General features: G+C 39.7%; 16 protein-coding genes and 1 other RNA gene. 8 read left to right on the top strand and 9 right to left on the bottom strand.

What is annotated here, in order from left to right:
• Position 1: 1 nt before the first annotated feature.
• From N0B29_RS05505 to N0B29_RS05490, 4 genes are all read right to left on the bottom strand, one after another.
• The gene (locus N0B29_RS05505; protein ID WP_263832705.1) at positions 2-1,180 is read right to left on the bottom strand and encodes a cation:proton antiporter; all 1,179 of its coding nucleotides are present in this window, start codon (positions 1,178-1,180) and stop codon (positions 2-4) included.
• Positions 1,181-1,206: 26 nt separating this feature from the next.
• Positions 1,207-1,544: RNase P RNA component class A (gene rnpB / locus N0B29_RS05500), an RNA gene on the bottom strand.
• Between the two features lie 12 nt (positions 1,545-1,556).
• A complete protein-coding gene (gene truD, locus N0B29_RS05495) occupies positions 1,557-2,642 on the bottom strand; it encodes a tRNA pseudouridine(13) synthase TruD (RefSeq protein ID WP_438874158.1) in 1,086 nt (361 codons plus the stop codon).
• 17 nt (positions 2,643-2,659) lie between these two features.
• Positions 2,660-3,484, bottom strand: a complete 825-nt coding sequence (locus N0B29_RS05490) for a thiamine-phosphate kinase (RefSeq protein WP_263832704.1) — start codon at positions 3,482-3,484, stop codon at positions 2,660-2,662.
• 192 nt (positions 3,485-3,676) lie between these two features.
• On the opposite strand from N0B29_RS05490, the gene N0B29_RS05485 reads away from it, so the two are divergent.
• The 3 genes from N0B29_RS05485 (at position 3,677) to N0B29_RS05475 (ending at position 5,893) form a co-directional block, all read left to right on the top strand.
• Complete coding sequence (locus tag N0B29_RS05485; RefSeq protein ID WP_263832703.1) at positions 3,677-4,354, top strand: DUF5644 domain-containing protein; 678 nt, start codon at positions 3,677-3,679, stop codon at positions 4,352-4,354.
• 9 nt (positions 4,355-4,363) lie between these two features.
• Positions 4,364-5,209 carry an HdrB C-terminal domain-containing protein gene (locus N0B29_RS05480; protein ID WP_263832702.1) on the top strand — a complete coding sequence of 282 codons (846 nt, stop codon included), beginning with the start codon at positions 4,364-4,366 and terminating at the stop codon, positions 5,207-5,209.
• A 291-nt stretch (positions 5,210-5,500) separates the two neighbouring features.
• Entirely contained in the window at positions 5,501-5,893 is a 393-nt protein-coding gene (locus N0B29_RS05475; RefSeq protein ID WP_263832701.1) for a class II SORL domain-containing protein, read from the top strand.
• A 22-nt stretch (positions 5,894-5,915) separates the two neighbouring features.
• Here N0B29_RS05475 and N0B29_RS05470 read toward each other — a convergent pair whose 3' ends face one another.
• The 5 genes from N0B29_RS05470 to N0B29_RS05450 form a co-directional block, all read right to left on the bottom strand.
• Positions 5,916-6,743, bottom strand: a complete 828-nt coding sequence (locus N0B29_RS05470; protein ID WP_263832700.1) for an SIR2 family protein — start codon at positions 6,741-6,743, stop codon at positions 5,916-5,918.
• Positions 6,730-8,127, bottom strand: a complete 1,398-nt coding sequence (locus N0B29_RS05465) for a sigma 54-interacting transcriptional regulator (RefSeq protein WP_318526692.1) — start codon at positions 8,125-8,127, stop codon at positions 6,730-6,732. The genes N0B29_RS05470 and N0B29_RS05465 overlap by 14 nt, the downstream gene beginning before the upstream one ends.
• A 79-nt stretch (positions 8,128-8,206) precedes the next feature.
• Positions 8,207-8,416, bottom strand: coding sequence for a putative nitrogen fixation protein NifT (nifT, locus tag N0B29_RS05460; protein WP_263832699.1), 210 nt, complete (start codon positions 8,414-8,416; stop codon positions 8,207-8,209).
• Between the two features lie 10 nt (positions 8,417-8,426).
• Positions 8,427-10,064, bottom strand: a complete 1,638-nt coding sequence (locus N0B29_RS05455) for an L-aspartate oxidase (protein WP_263832698.1) — start codon at positions 10,062-10,064, stop codon at positions 8,427-8,429.
• 1 nt (position 10,065) lies between these two features.
• Positions 10,066-11,193 carry an aldo/keto reductase gene (locus N0B29_RS05450; protein ID WP_263832697.1) on the bottom strand — a complete coding sequence of 376 codons (1,128 nt, stop codon included), beginning with the start codon at positions 11,191-11,193 and terminating at the stop codon, positions 10,066-10,068.
• A 340-nt stretch (positions 11,194-11,533) separates the two neighbouring features.
• On the opposite strand from N0B29_RS05450, the gene cstA reads away from it, so the two are divergent.
• From cstA to N0B29_RS05425, 5 genes are all read left to right on the top strand, one after another.
• Positions 11,534-13,657 (top strand): pyruvate/proton symporter CstA, encoded by a 2,124-nt coding sequence (gene cstA, locus N0B29_RS05445; RefSeq protein WP_263832696.1) that lies wholly within the window; start codon positions 11,534-11,536, stop codon positions 13,655-13,657.
• Between the two features lie 61 nt (positions 13,658-13,718).
• Entirely contained in the window at positions 13,719-13,916 is a 198-nt protein-coding gene (locus N0B29_RS05440; protein WP_263832695.1) for a YbdD/YjiX family protein, read from the top strand.
• Positions 13,897-14,940 carry a CobW family GTP-binding protein gene (locus N0B29_RS05435; RefSeq protein WP_263832694.1) on the top strand — a complete coding sequence of 348 codons (1,044 nt, stop codon included), beginning with the start codon at positions 13,897-13,899 and terminating at the stop codon, positions 14,938-14,940. The genes N0B29_RS05440 and N0B29_RS05435 overlap by 20 nt, the downstream gene beginning before the upstream one ends.
• A 78-nt stretch (positions 14,941-15,018) precedes the next feature.
• The gene (locus N0B29_RS05430; RefSeq protein ID WP_263832693.1) at positions 15,019-16,146 is read left to right on the top strand and encodes a pyridoxal phosphate-dependent aminotransferase; all 1,128 of its coding nucleotides are present in this window, start codon (positions 15,019-15,021) and stop codon (positions 16,144-16,146) included.
• Positions 16,143-16,556, top strand: coding sequence for a YiiD C-terminal domain-containing protein (locus N0B29_RS05425; protein WP_263832692.1), 414 nt, complete (start codon positions 16,143-16,145; stop codon positions 16,554-16,556). Before N0B29_RS05430 ends, N0B29_RS05425 begins: the two co-directional genes overlap by 4 nt.
• Positions 16,557-16,563 lie beyond the last annotated feature (7 nt).

The raw sequence follows: 16,563 nt of genomic DNA, 5'->3' as shown, positions 1-16,563 counted from the left end.
GTTAATTTTTTTCTTCATTTTTCCTATCGAAGCGTTTAAAAAGAAACATTAAAAACTGAATCAACGTCATAATAACAATACCCTCAATCAAAGCAGCTACGATAAATGAGGCATACTCTTCTTCGCCAATAGCTCCATTTTTGACTGAAATCGTAGCGATGGCAACCAAAAAAAGCAATGGCATCGAATCGCCGAGGCTAAACAAGACCGTACTTCGAAACCCTAGATAACTGTAATATGCCGCAAAAGAGCTCGCAAGACGCGCGCCCACCATTGCAACAACAATCCATAAAGCGTGGGTTAAAATATTGGCACTAAAGATTAAGTTTAAATCGAGCGTTGTGCCTACAAAAATAAAGAAAAATGGAACTAGTAAACCAAAGCCAAATGCTGAGAGTTGGTGTGGAAGCTCTTTTTTATGCGCAAAAAAGTTTGCAATGAAAATGCCTGCCATAAAAGCACCTAGCGCCATGTCTATTTCGAGCCATTGCATGAGAGCTAACAAAATGAAAAAAAGTGCCATACTAAAGCGTAAACTTTGATGCATGGTATCGTCGTTTGGCATAATGAGGCGCTTAAGGTTTGGATACCACCAAAAGATAATTTTGAGAATGCGATAAAGGAAATACGAAGAGAAAAGAACTGTAATGAGGATTAAAATACTTTTGAAAAAATGCCACCCAAGACCATGGGTAATCGCACCATCAAAAATAACCAATGCCCCAATACTAATCAGCTCTCCAATGACACCAATAATGAGTGAAAGTTCCAACCATTTGTGTTCCCTGCCATGCTGATTAATAAGTGCCATAATCATGCCCAGAGAAACGATAGGAATAGCAACGATATACACAGGTGAAAGGTTAAAAGAGAGATAGATGATAAAAGAGATACTGTAAAGACAGATAAAATATAGAAGTGCTTTTTTTAAAAAACGGTCTCGGTAGTGAAGAAAACGTTGAATGTCGATCTCAAGACCCGCTAGGAACATCAAGTACAAAAAGCCAATTTTGGCGAGACTTCTAAAAACTTCATTGCCTACATGCAAAAAACCTGCCCAAACGGCAAACGAGCCAAGTAAAATCTCAACAACAGGAGTAGGAATACGAAATACGCGAGAAATAATAGGAGAAAGTACCATCAAAAGCACAACATGCGCTAAAAAGATAAGATTTTCCAAAAACATCCTTTTTTTAGGCTTTGTTGACAAAAGGTACAGCGATAAGCCGGGTTCTGTCGTGGGTGATTATTTATCTACGATCTATCTTACGATAGACCTCTAGCGAAGGGTTTATCGTGTGTGAGACCAAAACCATCCCTTCTTGCTGCAGGTTGGGTTTACATAGCTGCCTTAATTACTTAAAGCACTGGTGGGCTCTTACCCCACCGTTTCACCTTTTCCTAGAAAAATTCTAGGTAGTTTACTCTCTGTTGCACTAATCCCTTAGGTTACCCTAGCCGTCCGTTAGACGGAACCATGTCTCACATGCAGCCCGGACTTTCCTCTTGAGCGTGAAATCTCAAGCAATCACCTACTGTACCTTTTGAAGGGCAGATTATAGCGTATCTTTTATTAGCTCTTCTATAATTACGGTTGCATAGGAGCCCTTAGGCAATGAAAAGTGCATTTCAAACCATGCCTCTTCTTCTTTATAGACACCCTCAACATCTTCTGCAAAAGTCCATGCAAAACGTCTACTTCCATTGATTTTGTCTAAAAATGGCTCGCTTTCTTTAAAAATTTCCTGCTCTATGACACCTGCTTCATACTCAGCTCTAATGTTTTTGCCACCCACAAGCCAGCCTGCGATGGTAATTCCACGTTCCAAAAAGCGGGGTAATTCTTCTTCGACATTTTCGCATACAAACGCCTTCCCCGCAGGATAATGATGCAAAACATCGCCATGAAGAAGTTTGAAAAACTGTGGCTGTTTTTTAAGGCTTTCGACGAGCTCTTTGGGTAAATTGGTCGCGCGAGTTGCATCGGCGGCATTAAACTCTTCAATCAAACGGCTTATTTCAATACGTTTACTAAGCCAGTTATTGAAAAGATGACTTTGATAAGCGTTGATAAAAAACTCTTTCATCTTAGGGTTACGCTCTTTGCGTTTTCCTTCTAAAATTGCTTTGCCTTTGATATAGTTGTCGCCATCAATGCCAAAACGCTGATAGCCAAAAAAGTTAGGAAACCCCTCTTTGCTTATCTTTTTGAGTCCATCTTGCAATTTTTTCGCATCAATAGGATTAACCTTTTTAAGGCGGACAAAAAAGCGATTGCCTTTTAAGTGTCCTGTGCGGATTTTATTATTGTGGTAGGTTTTATCTAAAATTTTGATCTTTTCATGCGAAAAAGTAGCAAGTTTTGGCTCGAAATTCTTATGCAACGAAATGTACTGCGTTGTCATGCCATCTTTGTCTTTAAGCCCTGCATAACCAAAATCACGCACTTTACATCCTGTTACTTCGCTTAAGTATTGCAACATATCCCATGTCGTGAGGTCTTTTTTTCTTACATGTAAAACAAGATGCTCGCCCTCACCACTAAAAGGATACAGAGGAATTTCATTGACCACGAAGTCACTGCTATTTTTGGTAAACATCGCATTAATGGGCGAATGGGAGAGAAAAAATTGTCTAATCATAAATATCCTTAAATGGGTTAAAAATGGTGTTCTTTACAACGGCAAACATAGTGTTTACGTGCTACTTGTCCTACAATAGTAATCGGTGTACGTCTCTGCTTTGCTATGCGCTTAATGATAGCTTTTTTACGGGCATCAAAGGTGAAAAGCATCTCATACTCCTCACCGCTACAGAGCGTTCGTTTAGGCATTTTATGCTTTACATGTAAGCCTAAATTACCACTAGCTTTTAAAAGCCTTGAGAGGTCTTTTGAAAGACCATCAGAGATGTCCATGCCTGCATTTAAGTGTTTGGCAACTTTATAAAGAAAATCTGCCCTTAACGCTGGTTTCATAAAGCGTGAATCTTTGCCGATATGCCCACCGCGCAAAAGTCTGGTTAACTCTTTGTAAGAGTGACCTAATGTACCTGTAAAGGCGACCAAATCTCCGTATTTCGCACCGCTTCGATAAAGCACTTTCGAAGGACGTTTTGCGATGATGGTAATGGAGATCATCAACTTTTCGCCTGCTGTTGTATCGCCACCAATGATCTCAACGCCATACGTTTGTGCTACATTTTGAAACCCAGTACTTAATTCACGCAATTGTTCATACGTAAAATGTTTCGGCATTACCACGCCGATAAGCGCCCACTTAGGTTTAGCATTCATAGCAATCGCATCGGAGATATTAACCAGCATGCTTTTTTGGGCTATCTGCTCTAAGCTCATCCACGAACGCTTGAAGTGAATATCTTCGCAAAACAGATCTTTGGAATAAACAAAATCCCCAATAACAGCACCATCATCGCCGATGTGTTTACTGGAAAATTCTGAAATAAAAAATGCCTCTTTTGACATAAAATCCTCTTTGATAAAACTCTCCTATTGTAGGATGTTATGCATTAAGAAGCCATTAGGCAAGATCATCACAAAAAAGTAACAACACTCTCTTAGGCTAAAACACGTCTCATAGTTAACTTTTAAGTAACAGAATCTTACAAGTAATCTTGCGCTATTATGGAAAGATACATCTAAAAGGAGTCCTTAAATATGGAGTGTACGCTCGCCCTCAGCGTCTTTCGCTTTGACGCTAAAACGGATTTTTTACCTTACTATAAAAAACATTTTATCACGATTGATAGAAACAAAAATGTTAACGATCTTTTAGCGCTTATTCAAATGGAAGATTGCAGTTTTGATTACCCAAAAGGCGAATTATCTGCCCTGAAAATCAATGGAAAAGCTCTTTTTACTAATGCCTCAATTGATGGTATTATCAACTCGTTTGGAAAATCACTCACCATAGAGCCACTTAACACTAAACGTGTTACCAAAGATATGATTATCAACACGGATGATTTTTATCGAAGCTTTGACCTTTTATGCACTTTTGTTGCAGGAAAAGATAGAGCCCTGTTTGAACAATACCTCATTTATCACTACGCTTCAAGCGTACTTGATTTGGTTGAAGACTATCAAGGCGATGCACTTTTTGCCTTTGCTTACGACATGATTCATAAACACCCTGAACACAAACGTGAAATTCTAGAAATCGTTGCCAATGAACATACTGGCGTCTTTTTACATGTAAGATTGTGTAAGAAAATTTACCCTTGTGGTGCAGATGTCGAGAAAAAAATCACTGAACTTAAAAATGAAGTGATGAAACTTAGACCATTTGCTAACCCACTTGTCGAAAAATTTTCTCATCACATTGATCTTTTGTAAGGAGTAACCATGAAAAACTATTTTCTTTTTGATGCCATTATCCAACGTGAAAAAACAGCTCCAATGATCACAGCTGCACGAAAACTCATAGACCTTTTAAACATTGATGCACCTTCTTTTAAAAATGCTAAAGCCGATCTTGGCAGTGAATACATGGGCTTGGATCGTCTCAAGTTTTTAGAGCATTATGCATATAATCTCACCTTAGCAGCTGAGCAAAAACGTGATATTCTCTGTTTTGAACAAAGTTCTCTTATCTGCCATGCCCATACCAAAGAGATTCTTTTAAATGACGATAATCTCAAATTTGAAATCGCTAGCCGTTTAGAGAAAAAAAACTTAGCGTTAAATTTAGATGTGAATGTTATTTCACTTGAGCAACTTCTTCTAGAAGAAGTGGGTAGAGAAAAACTAACAACTTTGCTCAAAAATCCATTTGGAAATTTTCAAGCAGCCCTCTTTTTAGGCTCAAACGCGTGTCGTGCTAAAAAATACAGCAAGGCAGAGTTTATACCAGACTTACTTGATCTTATCAAACTCAAATCTATTAAACACGCTAGTATGTATGAGAGTGATGGCTTTGAGGTTTACGACGCGTCTTCTCTACTGGCTAAAAAACTTGGCGCTAAAGCAATGCTCGATATGTTTGACAATGCTGCAGATTTTATTCTTGTAAGCGATGCACGAAGCTTTGTAATGTTTGATTTCTACCAAAAAGAGCTTGAAAAAACAGCAGGTCGCGATATTGGACTGAGCGTTTTAAGCCTTGCGGAACTCCTTCTTCTTGCTTTTGGCAATACCGATAAAAAAAGCATCGGTCTTGATCAACATAAAGTAGCTATTACACTTATCTAATACAAGGGTAGATTTCTCTACCCTTAAATCATTCTAAATAAGACTTATTTTATCCCTTTCTTAAGAGATGTTTGTGTGAGACTTTATTATTATTTCAAAACTTATTAGATTTTTTTCATAACCCTTGAAACCATAAAGAGTTTATTTAGAGTGCATTAATTTTTAAAACTCAAAATTGAGTCATAGCCAAAGCTATGGCGATGTTTTTAGTTTTAAAAAGTGATGTGCTATAAGCAATACTCTTGTTTCAATGGGTTATGAAAAAAATCTATTATTAAAAAGGAGTTCTAAATGCCAAAAATCAATCGTTACGTTGACATCGATACTGTTGAGAGAGAAGCACGAAAAGATTATATTGATAGACACTCTCCGTTCATTACCTGTGCTAGCACTGCTAAACAAAATGCACCTTTTAAAATTACCGTAAAAGTTGGCAATGCCTATACACACCCTGATGATTTTGATCACTACATCGCAAATGTACAACTTTATAATGCAGATGTGCTTTTAGCACGTGCTGATTTTATTTCAGGAACTCTTGGAGGACAAGACAAAAAAGGACAAGCAGAAGTTACGTTTAGCATCGTTCCAAGCGGTAAAAAACTAACGCTTGTTGCGCAAAGCTACTGCACAAAACACGGTGTTTGGGAAAGCGAACCTGTCGAAGTGACTGTCGAAGAATAACAGATATCAAGGCTGCCTAAAATTAGGCACCCTTTAAAAAACTTTCTAATGAAGTTTCTAACTTTTCAATTTTATGAGACGTTAGAAACTTCTCCTCTTTTTTACTCATCTCTTTTTTATCATTCACTAAATAGCCACCATCCAAGCCAAGTGTGACTTCATTTGCCACCATACGATACGTATCGCGATCAAAATCAATCCCTAAAAAAAGGTAGCTTTTTTCATTTTTAAAGGTTTTGAGAAACGGTGGAAGTGCGTAACCGCCCATCGCTTCAGTCAACCAATCGACAAAGTCAGCATCGCTAATAATAAAGCTTTTTTCAGGAACAGTGCATCCTAAGGGTTTGAAAAGAATGGGAATCATGGGATTTAACATCTCTTTTTCAACGCGATGATACGCTTTAGTGGAAGAAGTGTACATGTAAACAATAAAACGATCATACCCAGCCATAATGCGGCTCACCCCTGTAATCAAAAAGTGATCAACATCCGCGTAAAGCTTAAGAAGTGAATCATCAAGGTTAAGATCGACCACATAGTGTGGCATCAAGGTTTTAAGCCACACGTACACTTCAGGAATTGGGTAAGGTTTTGCTGTAAAGATATGATGTGTCATCTGCTCAATAAAAGGTCGCCCTTTGCGCTGTTCTAGGCTCATCGCCGCACGCGAGTATTCATACATCAAGCGAGGCGACATCGCCCTTCCGCCATTAAGACGCAAAATCATCGAGTCGCTATCAAATGGAAGTTGCTCCCCCTCTTCTGTTTTGGTCTCTTTAAAGACACCCATCCCTAGAAAAGGAATTAAACTACCTTCTTTAATGCGTGCTTCTAATTCACTCTTCTTCACTCATGATCCTTCTTTGACACATTAATTTTTGGTTAAAGGCTGGAAGTAAAAGTAACATTTCGTCGGCACTAATGCCATATTCATTACCCATAAGCACGATACGCTCAACCGTATTTTCAAGCTCACGAACATTGCCAGGCCATGTGTATTGGCAGAGTATATCCATTGCTTCATCGGTAATGATGACTCTTTTTTTATGATTGTTCATTGATTTTTGCAAAAAGAAATTGACCAAAAGCGCAATGTCATTACCACGTTCACGAAGTGGAGGTAAATCTATGGGAATGACGTTAAGACGGTAGTAAAGATCTTCTCTAAACGTGCCGTTTTTCACCATTTCTTCAAGGTTTCTATTCGTTGCGGCAACCAGCCTGACATTGACCTTGATGGTCTTGCTTCCACCTACACGCTCAAACTCCCGCTCTTGTAAAACGCGCAAAAGCTTGACTTGGGCAGAGGATGAGATATCGCCGATTTCATCCAAAAAGAGTGTTCCACCATCGGCAAGTTCAAAGCGTCCTTTGCGTGCCTCTTTGGCATCGGTAAACGCCCCTTTTTCATGCCCAAAAAGTTCACTTTCAATGAGTGTATCGGTAATGGCAGCACAGTTCAGTTTAACAAATGGCTCTTCACGACGCTTTGAGCGCTTATGAATCGCTGCGGCTACAAGCTCTTTTCCCGTTCCTGTTTCACCCCGTACTAAAACCGTCACATTGCTTTCAGCAATACGCTCAACAACGTTATAAACACTCTTCATTTTTGGGCTCTCACCGATAATATCACCAAAATTGTGCACTTTTGAGTCCCACTCCATTTTATAGTAAAGTTTGAGCTCTTTAAGGCGCTCTTTTTCTTTGAGATTGATGTCATGCGACCTGATAGACTGTGCAAAAATAGAGCTTAAAATAGTCAAAACACGAATCGTACTTTCAAAATCAATCGCTGTTGTTTTAGTGATACTTGCCCCCAAAACACCAATGACTTCTTGATCAACCAACATAGGAACCGCGATGTAAGAGAGTGCATTTTGGTCACGATTACCTGATTTGTTTAGAAACATCATATCGTTATGTAAATTTTCAATCACAACAGGTTCTTTGCTTTCCGCTGCAAAGCCTGTCACACCCTCACCTAACTTATAAGTCGCAAGCTCTTTTTGGTGCTTGCTAAAATCAATACAGGCGTAAACCGTTAAAAGATTTTCTTCACTCAGCGTATGTATGACACATTTTTCTAAATGCAATCTATTTTTTAAAATCTGTAATGCTTTTTCGAGTGAAGCGACTAAATCTAACGAGTTAGAAACGACTGTTGCTGTCTCGTAGAGTGTCATAAGTTCTCTAGTGGTAAGGCAATCCCCACACTTAGCTTCAAATGGAACCATTTTTCACTCCTTTTCTCAATCTGATTAAAATATTATAGTTAAAGATGGACACTTAACGTCCAGTATTTATGTTTATATTTTAATCAGACAACTTCTTGCAGACCTCTTCTTTAGGGAGTTTTTTAGGATTTGGTTGAATCCACCATGTCTCACCATTACTCAGCACTACTTCACCGCCCCACTTCTCTTCACTGTTAAACTCAATTTCAGTGATAGTCTCTTCCATGTCTTTTTTAGCGATATAAAAACAAATTTCTCCATTTTCTTCTCGAAGCATTACTTTTGCCATTGCCTTTTCCTTATGTTAAAATTTTCTTGAGCCACTTGGTCAATCCACTCTCTTCGTAATGCACTTTAAAAAACCCTTTTTGAAGTTCTTTAATAAGAACATGACGATTTCCCTCTTTACTTGTAAAGGCAAAGTCTTCTCTAAAATGAGCCCCTCTGCTCTCTTTTCTTTGCATAGCACAAAGAATGATTGCTTCAGAGAGTTCAAGCGCATTTCTAAGTTCTAAAATTGAGATAAGTTCAACGTTATTGTGCTTGCTTTTGTCGATGCAGTGAAGCGTATTGGACTCAAGGCGAAGGTATTTCATGTAATCAAATGCTTCTTGTAAGGAGCTTTCATTACGAAAAATGCCCGCTTTATCAAACATTATTTTCCCCACAGAGATGCGCATTGCATTGAAATTCTTGGAACAATCTCCATCAAAAATGCGCTGTACCAAATTCATATTTTTAATCACCACGTTATAATCAATGGGTAAAAACTCTTTATTAAAAGCATACTTTCTCGCTTTTTTCCCTGCGAGTTCTCCAAAAACGGCGCCTTCTAAAAGCGAATTTCCACCCAAACGATTAGCGCCATGAACACCAAGAGCTGCGCTCTCTCCGCAGATAAAAAGCCCTTTAATTTCACTTTTTGTCATCGAAGAGGCAATACCTCCCATACTGTAATGTGCCACAGGTTTGATCTCTAAAAGCTCATCTGATAGATCAATGCCTACTTGGTTATAAGCACTTTTATACAACGAAGGAATACGTGTCTCTAGGACGTCTTTGGGGATATGACGCATGTCAAGATAGACTTTTTTTCCCGCTCTCATCTGTTCAAAAATGGCACGTGCAAGGACATCGCGAGTGCCTAGTTCATTGACAAAACGTTCTCCATCAGAGTTGACTAGATGTCCACCCTCTCCCCTTGCTGCCTCAGAGACGAGGTAGCTTGTTTTAGCAAAACCTGTGGGGTGAAACTGCACAAATTCCATATCTTTAAGACTTAAACCAGCACGAAGCGCTACGCTTAAAAGATCTCCTGTGCAGTCTTGGGCATTGGTGCTAAAACCCCTGTAAATTCCCGCATACCCACCGCCTGCAAACACCACTGCTTTTGCAGGATAAACGGTTACTGTTGAGTCTAATTTTTTAAGTGCAACCACACCACTCACATACTCTTCAATCTTAGTGATGTCCATCACAAAGTGATTGACTAAAAACTCAACACCTACCAATTTTGCTTTTTTAATCAATGCTTGAGTGATGGCTGACCCCGTGCTATCGCCCACAAAACAAGTACGTTTCGAGCTACCGCCACCAAAACTTCTCTGCAGTATCTTGCCATTTTCATCACGATCAAACGCAACACCATACTTAACAAGTTTTTTAATAATCAACGGTGCTTGATGGCAAAGATAACTAATAGCCTTACTATCGCCAAGATCTTTCGAGCTTTTCATCGTATCGTCAATGTGTTTTTGAATTTCAGCTTCATCATTTTCATCTAAAACAGCATTGATACCCCCACTCGCAACCGAACTGTTGGATTTAAAAATATTGCTTTTAGTGATGATAGCAACACTGTTGTGTTCACTCTTTGCCTCGATCGCCGCCATGAGACCTGCGATGCCTGAGCCTATTACAATTACATCGTACGTCATATTATCGCTCCACTTTGTATAGAAGATTGTATTTGGCACTGTTGGTGGCATTTATCGTAGCAATGCCTAGATTGCTCCTTACATGTTCACTTTTACTTGAACTAAACAACGAAGTTACAATACCCCTAGTTGAGCGTACAAACTGAAGGGCAAGCTGAACATCGCTTTGCAGCTCCATCTTGGAATCCAAAAGAAAACCGATTTCAGGCTTAAAAGGTTTTTGAAAAAGGTGCATCTGCAACAATGACGTGCTACTCATCACACCAAGCCCTAGCTTGTGCGCTACCTGCAGAGGTGTGTAGTAGTTGCCATCGCGCATCTTTTGGTTTGGTACACTGTATGCATGGGTTTTAGCAATGTTAAAAGGAAGCTGGATGTACTTAAAATGATGATTAGCGCCGCCTACACGACAAGCGACATCGTAGACATCTTCAAGGCGAATGTACTCGCTATTGCCTTCTTCATAAGTAAAAGCGTTCCAAACCGCTAAACCATACGCTTTGATTTTTCCCTCACTGACCATCGTTTCAAAACATGCAAAGATCTCTTCAAGCTTTTTGAGAAACTGGTCGTAGCCTATTTTAGTCAGTTGGGTCTCTGGATTGTGCAAAAAGTAGATATCCAAACACTTTACATGTAAGTTTTTTAAAGAGCGTTCCAACGAGTCTTGTAAAAAAGCAGGACTCATACAATGTTGATCAAGCTCGATCTCTTCAGGACTTGCCAAACCTTTTTGAATAATATGCTCATGAATCCACGCATAAGGATTTTCAGGAAAAGGAAAATCAAGTGGGACAAAGCCACCTTTGGAACAGATGATCAACTCTTCGCGCTTTACATCACCCTTGTCAAAAAGTTCTTCTAGCACTTCGCCGATCTCACGTTCACTTTGTTGATAACGGTAGTTTATGGCAGTGTCAATGACATTCACACCGCCTTGTATGGCACTCTTTAAGGCATCTTTATAGTCAAATGTATAATTTTCTTCTTTGTAAGGCTCTTTTTTGAAGGTTCCAAAACCAAGCTTGGAGAAGATAAGCCCATTATGCCTTGCATAAAAGTCTTTATAATGTGAAAAACGTTTGGCAAAACCATAAGTTGCTTCAGGTGTTGCATGAGTAAAACGCATTATGAACCTCTTTTAATTGAGCTTTTATAAGCATATACAAGAATCGTTCCGTATACCATCCTGTCTTTAATGAGTATTTGCAAAATCTTAAAAAGAGAACTCTTAAATAGATGTTTTAGATCAGAATAAACATCAAATTTTTCAGATAAGAAAAGTTAAAACACTTTTTGAAACATTAAGTGTTATTTTTTTAAAAGAAAAGAATAATTAAACCTAATCTAAAAAAATATATGCTACCTTCAACCGTTGTTATGGCATTTGATTTAGCAGATGCTTTAGCAATGTCAATTTTTTTGACGTTTCATGCTCTACGATTGCAAATTTTATACGGAGGTAAAATATGTCGACAAACAGTACAAGCTCTTCAACGAAGATAGCTTGGTTATTTGTAGCCATTTTGGGTGCTTTTGCATTTGGTTATATTGCATTAAATCGGGGTGAATCGATTAATGCCATGTGGGTATTAACAGCATCAGTATGTGTCTATTTGATTGGATACCGCTTCTACAGCCTTTACATTGCAGATAAGGTTTTAAAAGTTGATGCTACACGTATGACGCCAGCATTTCGTCATAATGATGGACTTGATTATGTTCCAACGAACAAAGTCATTCTCTTTGGTCATCACTTTGCGGCAATCGCAGGTGCTGGTCCACTCGTTGGACCTGTTTTAGCAGCTCAAATGGGTTACCTACCGAGTATGCTTTGGATCTTAATCGGTGTTGTTATAGCAGGTGCTGTACAAGACTATATGGTTCTCTTTGTTTCCACAAGACGCGATGGTAAATCACTTGGTGAGCTTGTTAAAACAGAGATGGGAACCATTCCTGGTGTTATTGCTTTGATCGCTTGTTTTATGATCATGATCATTATCTTAGCGGTTCTTGCAATGGTTGTTGTTAAAGCACTTACACACAGTCCTTGGGGAACCTTTACAGTAGCATTTACTATCCCATTAGCATTCTTTATGGGCATCTACCTCCGCTTTATTCGCCCAGGTCGTATTCTTGAAGCTTCTGTTTTTGGTATTGCTGGTCTTATCTTTGGAATTATCCTAGGTGGACAAGTAGCAGAAAGCCCAACATGGTCAGTTTACTTTGATCTTAGCGGTGTTGCCTTAACATGGGCATTGGTTACCTATGGTTTCATAGCTGCTGTACTTCCTGTATGGCTTCTTTTGGCACCTCGTGATTACCTTTCTACTTTCTTAAAAATTGGCGCGATTGTTGGTTTAGCAATTGGTATTGTTATTATGATGCCAAATATGCAAATGCCTGCTGTCACAAAATATGCTTTTGACGGTCATGGACCAGTATGGGCAGGTAGTTTGTTCCCATTCTTGTTTATTACCATTGCATGTGGTGCCGTGTCTGGTTTCCACGCCCTCATCTCTTCAGGTACAACACCAAAAATGCTTGCTAATGAGACACAAGCACGTATGATCGGTTATGGCGGTATGCTTATGGAATCATTCGTTGCGATGATGGCGCTCATTTCAGCTTCTATTATTGATCCAGGTGTTTACTTTGCAATGAACAGCCCAATGGGCGCACTTAACCCAACAGGTTTAGCGGACATTGCAGCAGCAGCTTCTACAACCGTTAGCAATTGGGGATTTGTAATTACTCCAGATATTCTCACTCAAATTGCAGCAGAAGTTGGCGAGAAAAGTATTATTTCTCGTGCTGGTGGTGCTCCTACACTTGCGGTTGGTATGGCTAAAATCATCCACCAAGCACTTGGCGGACTGGGTTCCATGTCTTTCTGGTACCACTTCGCGATTCTATTTGAAGCTCTTTTCATCTTGACTGCGGTTGATGCTGGAACTCGTGCAGCGCGTTTTATGTTGCAAGATCTACTAGGACTTATCAATCCAAACTTGAAAAAAACAAACTCTTTGTTTGCAAACTTACTTGCAACAGCACTCGTTGTTGCTTCATGGGGTTACTTCCTCTATGTGGGCGTTGTTGATCCATTAGGCGGTATTAATACCTTATGGCCACTCTTTGGTATTACAAACCAAATGCTTGCCGCAATCGCATTGATGCTTTGTACTGTGGTTCTTTTCAAAATGAAACAACAAGCCTTTGCTTGGGTTTCTATTGTTCCAGCGACATGGTTGGTTATTTGTACGATGAGTGCAGGTTGGTTAAAAGCATTTAGCTCTGACCCAGCGGTAAGCTTCTTTGCTAAAGCAAACCAACTTCAAGCACTTCTTGCAAGTGGTAACTTTAAACCCAATGCGGTCTTTAAATCTCAAGCATCTGTTGAACAAGTCATTTTTAACAACCAACTTGATGGTGTTTTGATTCTTGGTTTTATGGTCGTTGTTGTTGCAATGATTGGCTTTACGGTACAAGCGTGCCTTAAAGCACTTAAATCTGATCAACCTACAACAAATGAAGTCCCTTATGCTCCAATGCCTGCAAATGCAGAAGCAATCATAAGCGGTACAGCACACTAAATCTACAATCACAAAGAGGTGTTTCATCACCTCTTTGTGCAATCTTTGACTAGGAAAAATAATGTTTGAAAATCTTGCGAAAGCGGGTAAATATTTGGGTCAAGCCGCACGTTTGATGGTCGGTATGCCTGATTATGATACGTATGTACAACATATCCGTCTCACACATCCTGAACAAACACCTATGAGTTATGAAGAATTTTACAGAGAGCGTGTTGAAGCACGATATGGAGGCAAAAATGGCGGACGTTGTTGTTGATGAGAATCTAGCTTTTGCACCTCTTCCTGTCACGCTTTTGACAGGTTTTTTAGGCGCAGGTAAGACGACGCTCATCAACTACCTTTTAGAACACAACAAAAATGAACGCATTGCTATCATCGAAAATGAGTTTGGCGCTGTTAATGTTGATGGAGCATTGCTTAAAAAAGATGCCGATGTGGAAATTGTTGAACTGAGCAATGGCTGTGTTTGTTGTAGCATCAGAGGCGAGTTAACCCAAGCACTTCACGAATTGCTTGCAAAAATAGACTCTGGCACGTTTAAAGCCGATCGCCTGCTTTTAGAAACAACCGGACTGGCTGATCCTGCACCCATCGTTCAAGCTTTTTTTGTTGATGAGATTATTCGTGAGCGCATCATGCTTGATGCGGTTATAACGCTCGTGGACAGTATTCATATCATCAAGCAACTTGATGAACACCGTGTTGCCGCTTCTCAAATCGGCTTTGCCGATCGTATCATCCTTACCAAAGCTGATAGCATCGATGAAGCACAAAAAGAGATCGTTCTCTCTCGCATCAATGCTATTAACGCAAAAGCCGAAATTTTTGAAGCCTTTCAGGGTGCTTTACCCAAAGAGATTTGGATAGGCATTGGGGCGTTTGATCTGAGTGATTCTTTACATGTAAACCAAGGTTTCTACCAAGCTAAAGATGTTCAAAACATCCAGTTTAAAAGCTTTAGCACCAAAAAGCAGACACACTCTTGGAGCGATGACATCACCTCTTATGTCTTTGAAGCAGGTGAGCTTGACATCAAAAAAATCGGTGCATTTATGGAAAATCTTGTCGAAATATACGGCAACGATATGCTACGTTACAAAGGTGTCCTTGCGGTGGATAGTGATGAACGCCGTTTAATCGTTCAAGGTGTCCACAAAGTTGTTGGTTTCGACTTTGGAGCCCCTTTTGAGGGTGAGCGCAAATCTTTACTTGTCGTCATTGGTCGTTATCTTCCTTACGAAGATCTCAAAACCGAGTTTCTCCAAACCATAGCTTCGTAAACTTTTTAAGGGAAGCATTCGTTTCCCTCTTCTTTCAAATGAGCTATAATATCCGTTTTAAAATCCAAAGGTAATGATATGCGTTGCAAAGAAATGAGCTCTTTTATTGTCATGGACATTGTCAAAGAGGCTGAAAAGTTTCCAGATAGTATTCATTTTGAGATCGGACAGCCCGACCTTCCACCCTCTCCTAATGTTAAAAAAGCGTTACATGTAAGCATTGATGAGAACCGATTTTCCTACACGCAAAGCCACGGTTTAATTGCTTTACGTGAAAAAATTGCACAGCATTACGCTTTAACCTACAATGTAAAAATAGACATCGACCAAATCTTCTTAACGCCGGGAACCAGCGGTGCATTTTTAATCGCTTATGCCCTTACACTTAAAGGCGAAGCAACGCTAGGACTAAGTGATCCCTCGTACCCGTGTTACAAAAATTTTGCACATCTTCTTGACATCAAACCTCAGTTTATGCCCATCGGTAAAGAGGATAATTTTGAGTTACATGTAAAGGATTTGAAATCACATGAGCTAGATGCTCTGCAAATCTCTTCGCCTGCCAATCCAACGGGAAATATCTACACCAAAGAAAATCTCAAAGAACTCGTTGAGTACTGCGAAGCCCATAACATAGCGTTTATCTCCGATGAGCTTTACCATGGTCTGACCTACGAAGAAAATGCGCACAGTGCGCTTGAATTTGGAAAAAATGTTTTGGTTATCAATGGCTTTTCCAAATACTACTGTATGCCTGGTCAGCGCTTGGGTTGGGTGATTGTCCCCAAAGAGCAAGTACGCCATGCCGAGATCGTCGCACAAAACCTTTTTATCTCAGCACCCACACTGAGCCAATACGGAGCACTTGAAGCCTTTGATGAAAGCTACCTTACAACCATCAAAGCCGAATTCAAAGCCCGCCGCGACTTCTTATACGCTGAACTCTCACAACTTTTTGAGATCGACGCGAAACCAGAAGGTGCTTTTTACATCTGGGCAAACATCTCAAAGTACTCCGATGATAGCTTTGCTTTTGCTAAAGAGCTTTTGGAAAACATCCACGTCGCAACGACACCGGGCATCGACTTTGGAAGCAATGGCACAAATCACTACCTTCGCTTTGCTTACACAAGAAGTATTGAGCACATGAGCGAAGGTGTGCAGAGGCTCAGGGATTATTTGCACAAAAGAGGAACGCAACGATGAATGTGTTAGAAATACCATTTGTCCAAAAAGTAGGGTTAAGCCGTAATCGTGATGGCTATTTAACATTACCACTGAATAAAAGCAATGAAAACCATATCCAAACCGTTCATGCAAGCGCACAATTTACACTTGCTGAAACCCTTAGTGGTGAGGCGTTGCAGAAGATGTTTCCACATCTTTCTGGTCATGTAGTGCCTATTTTAAGAGAATCAGAGATAAAATTCAAAAAACCAGCGACAGGTGAGATTTATGGTTTGGCGCACATTGACAATGCCATGAAAGAAAAATTTGAAGAGCAATTGGCAAAAAAAGGTCGCGCATATATCAGCGTTGACGTGGAGATAAAAGATACCAATGAGATTGTAACCTGCTCAGGACGATTTGACTGGTTTATTCAAAAAATAAATTAACACCAAA

The organism is Sulfurospirillum oryzae (genome assembly GCF_025770725.1).
GTDB lineage: Bacteria > Campylobacterota > Campylobacteria > Campylobacterales > Sulfurospirillaceae > Sulfurospirillum > Sulfurospirillum oryzae.
This window is presented reverse-complemented; position numbering and strand designations above follow the sequence as displayed.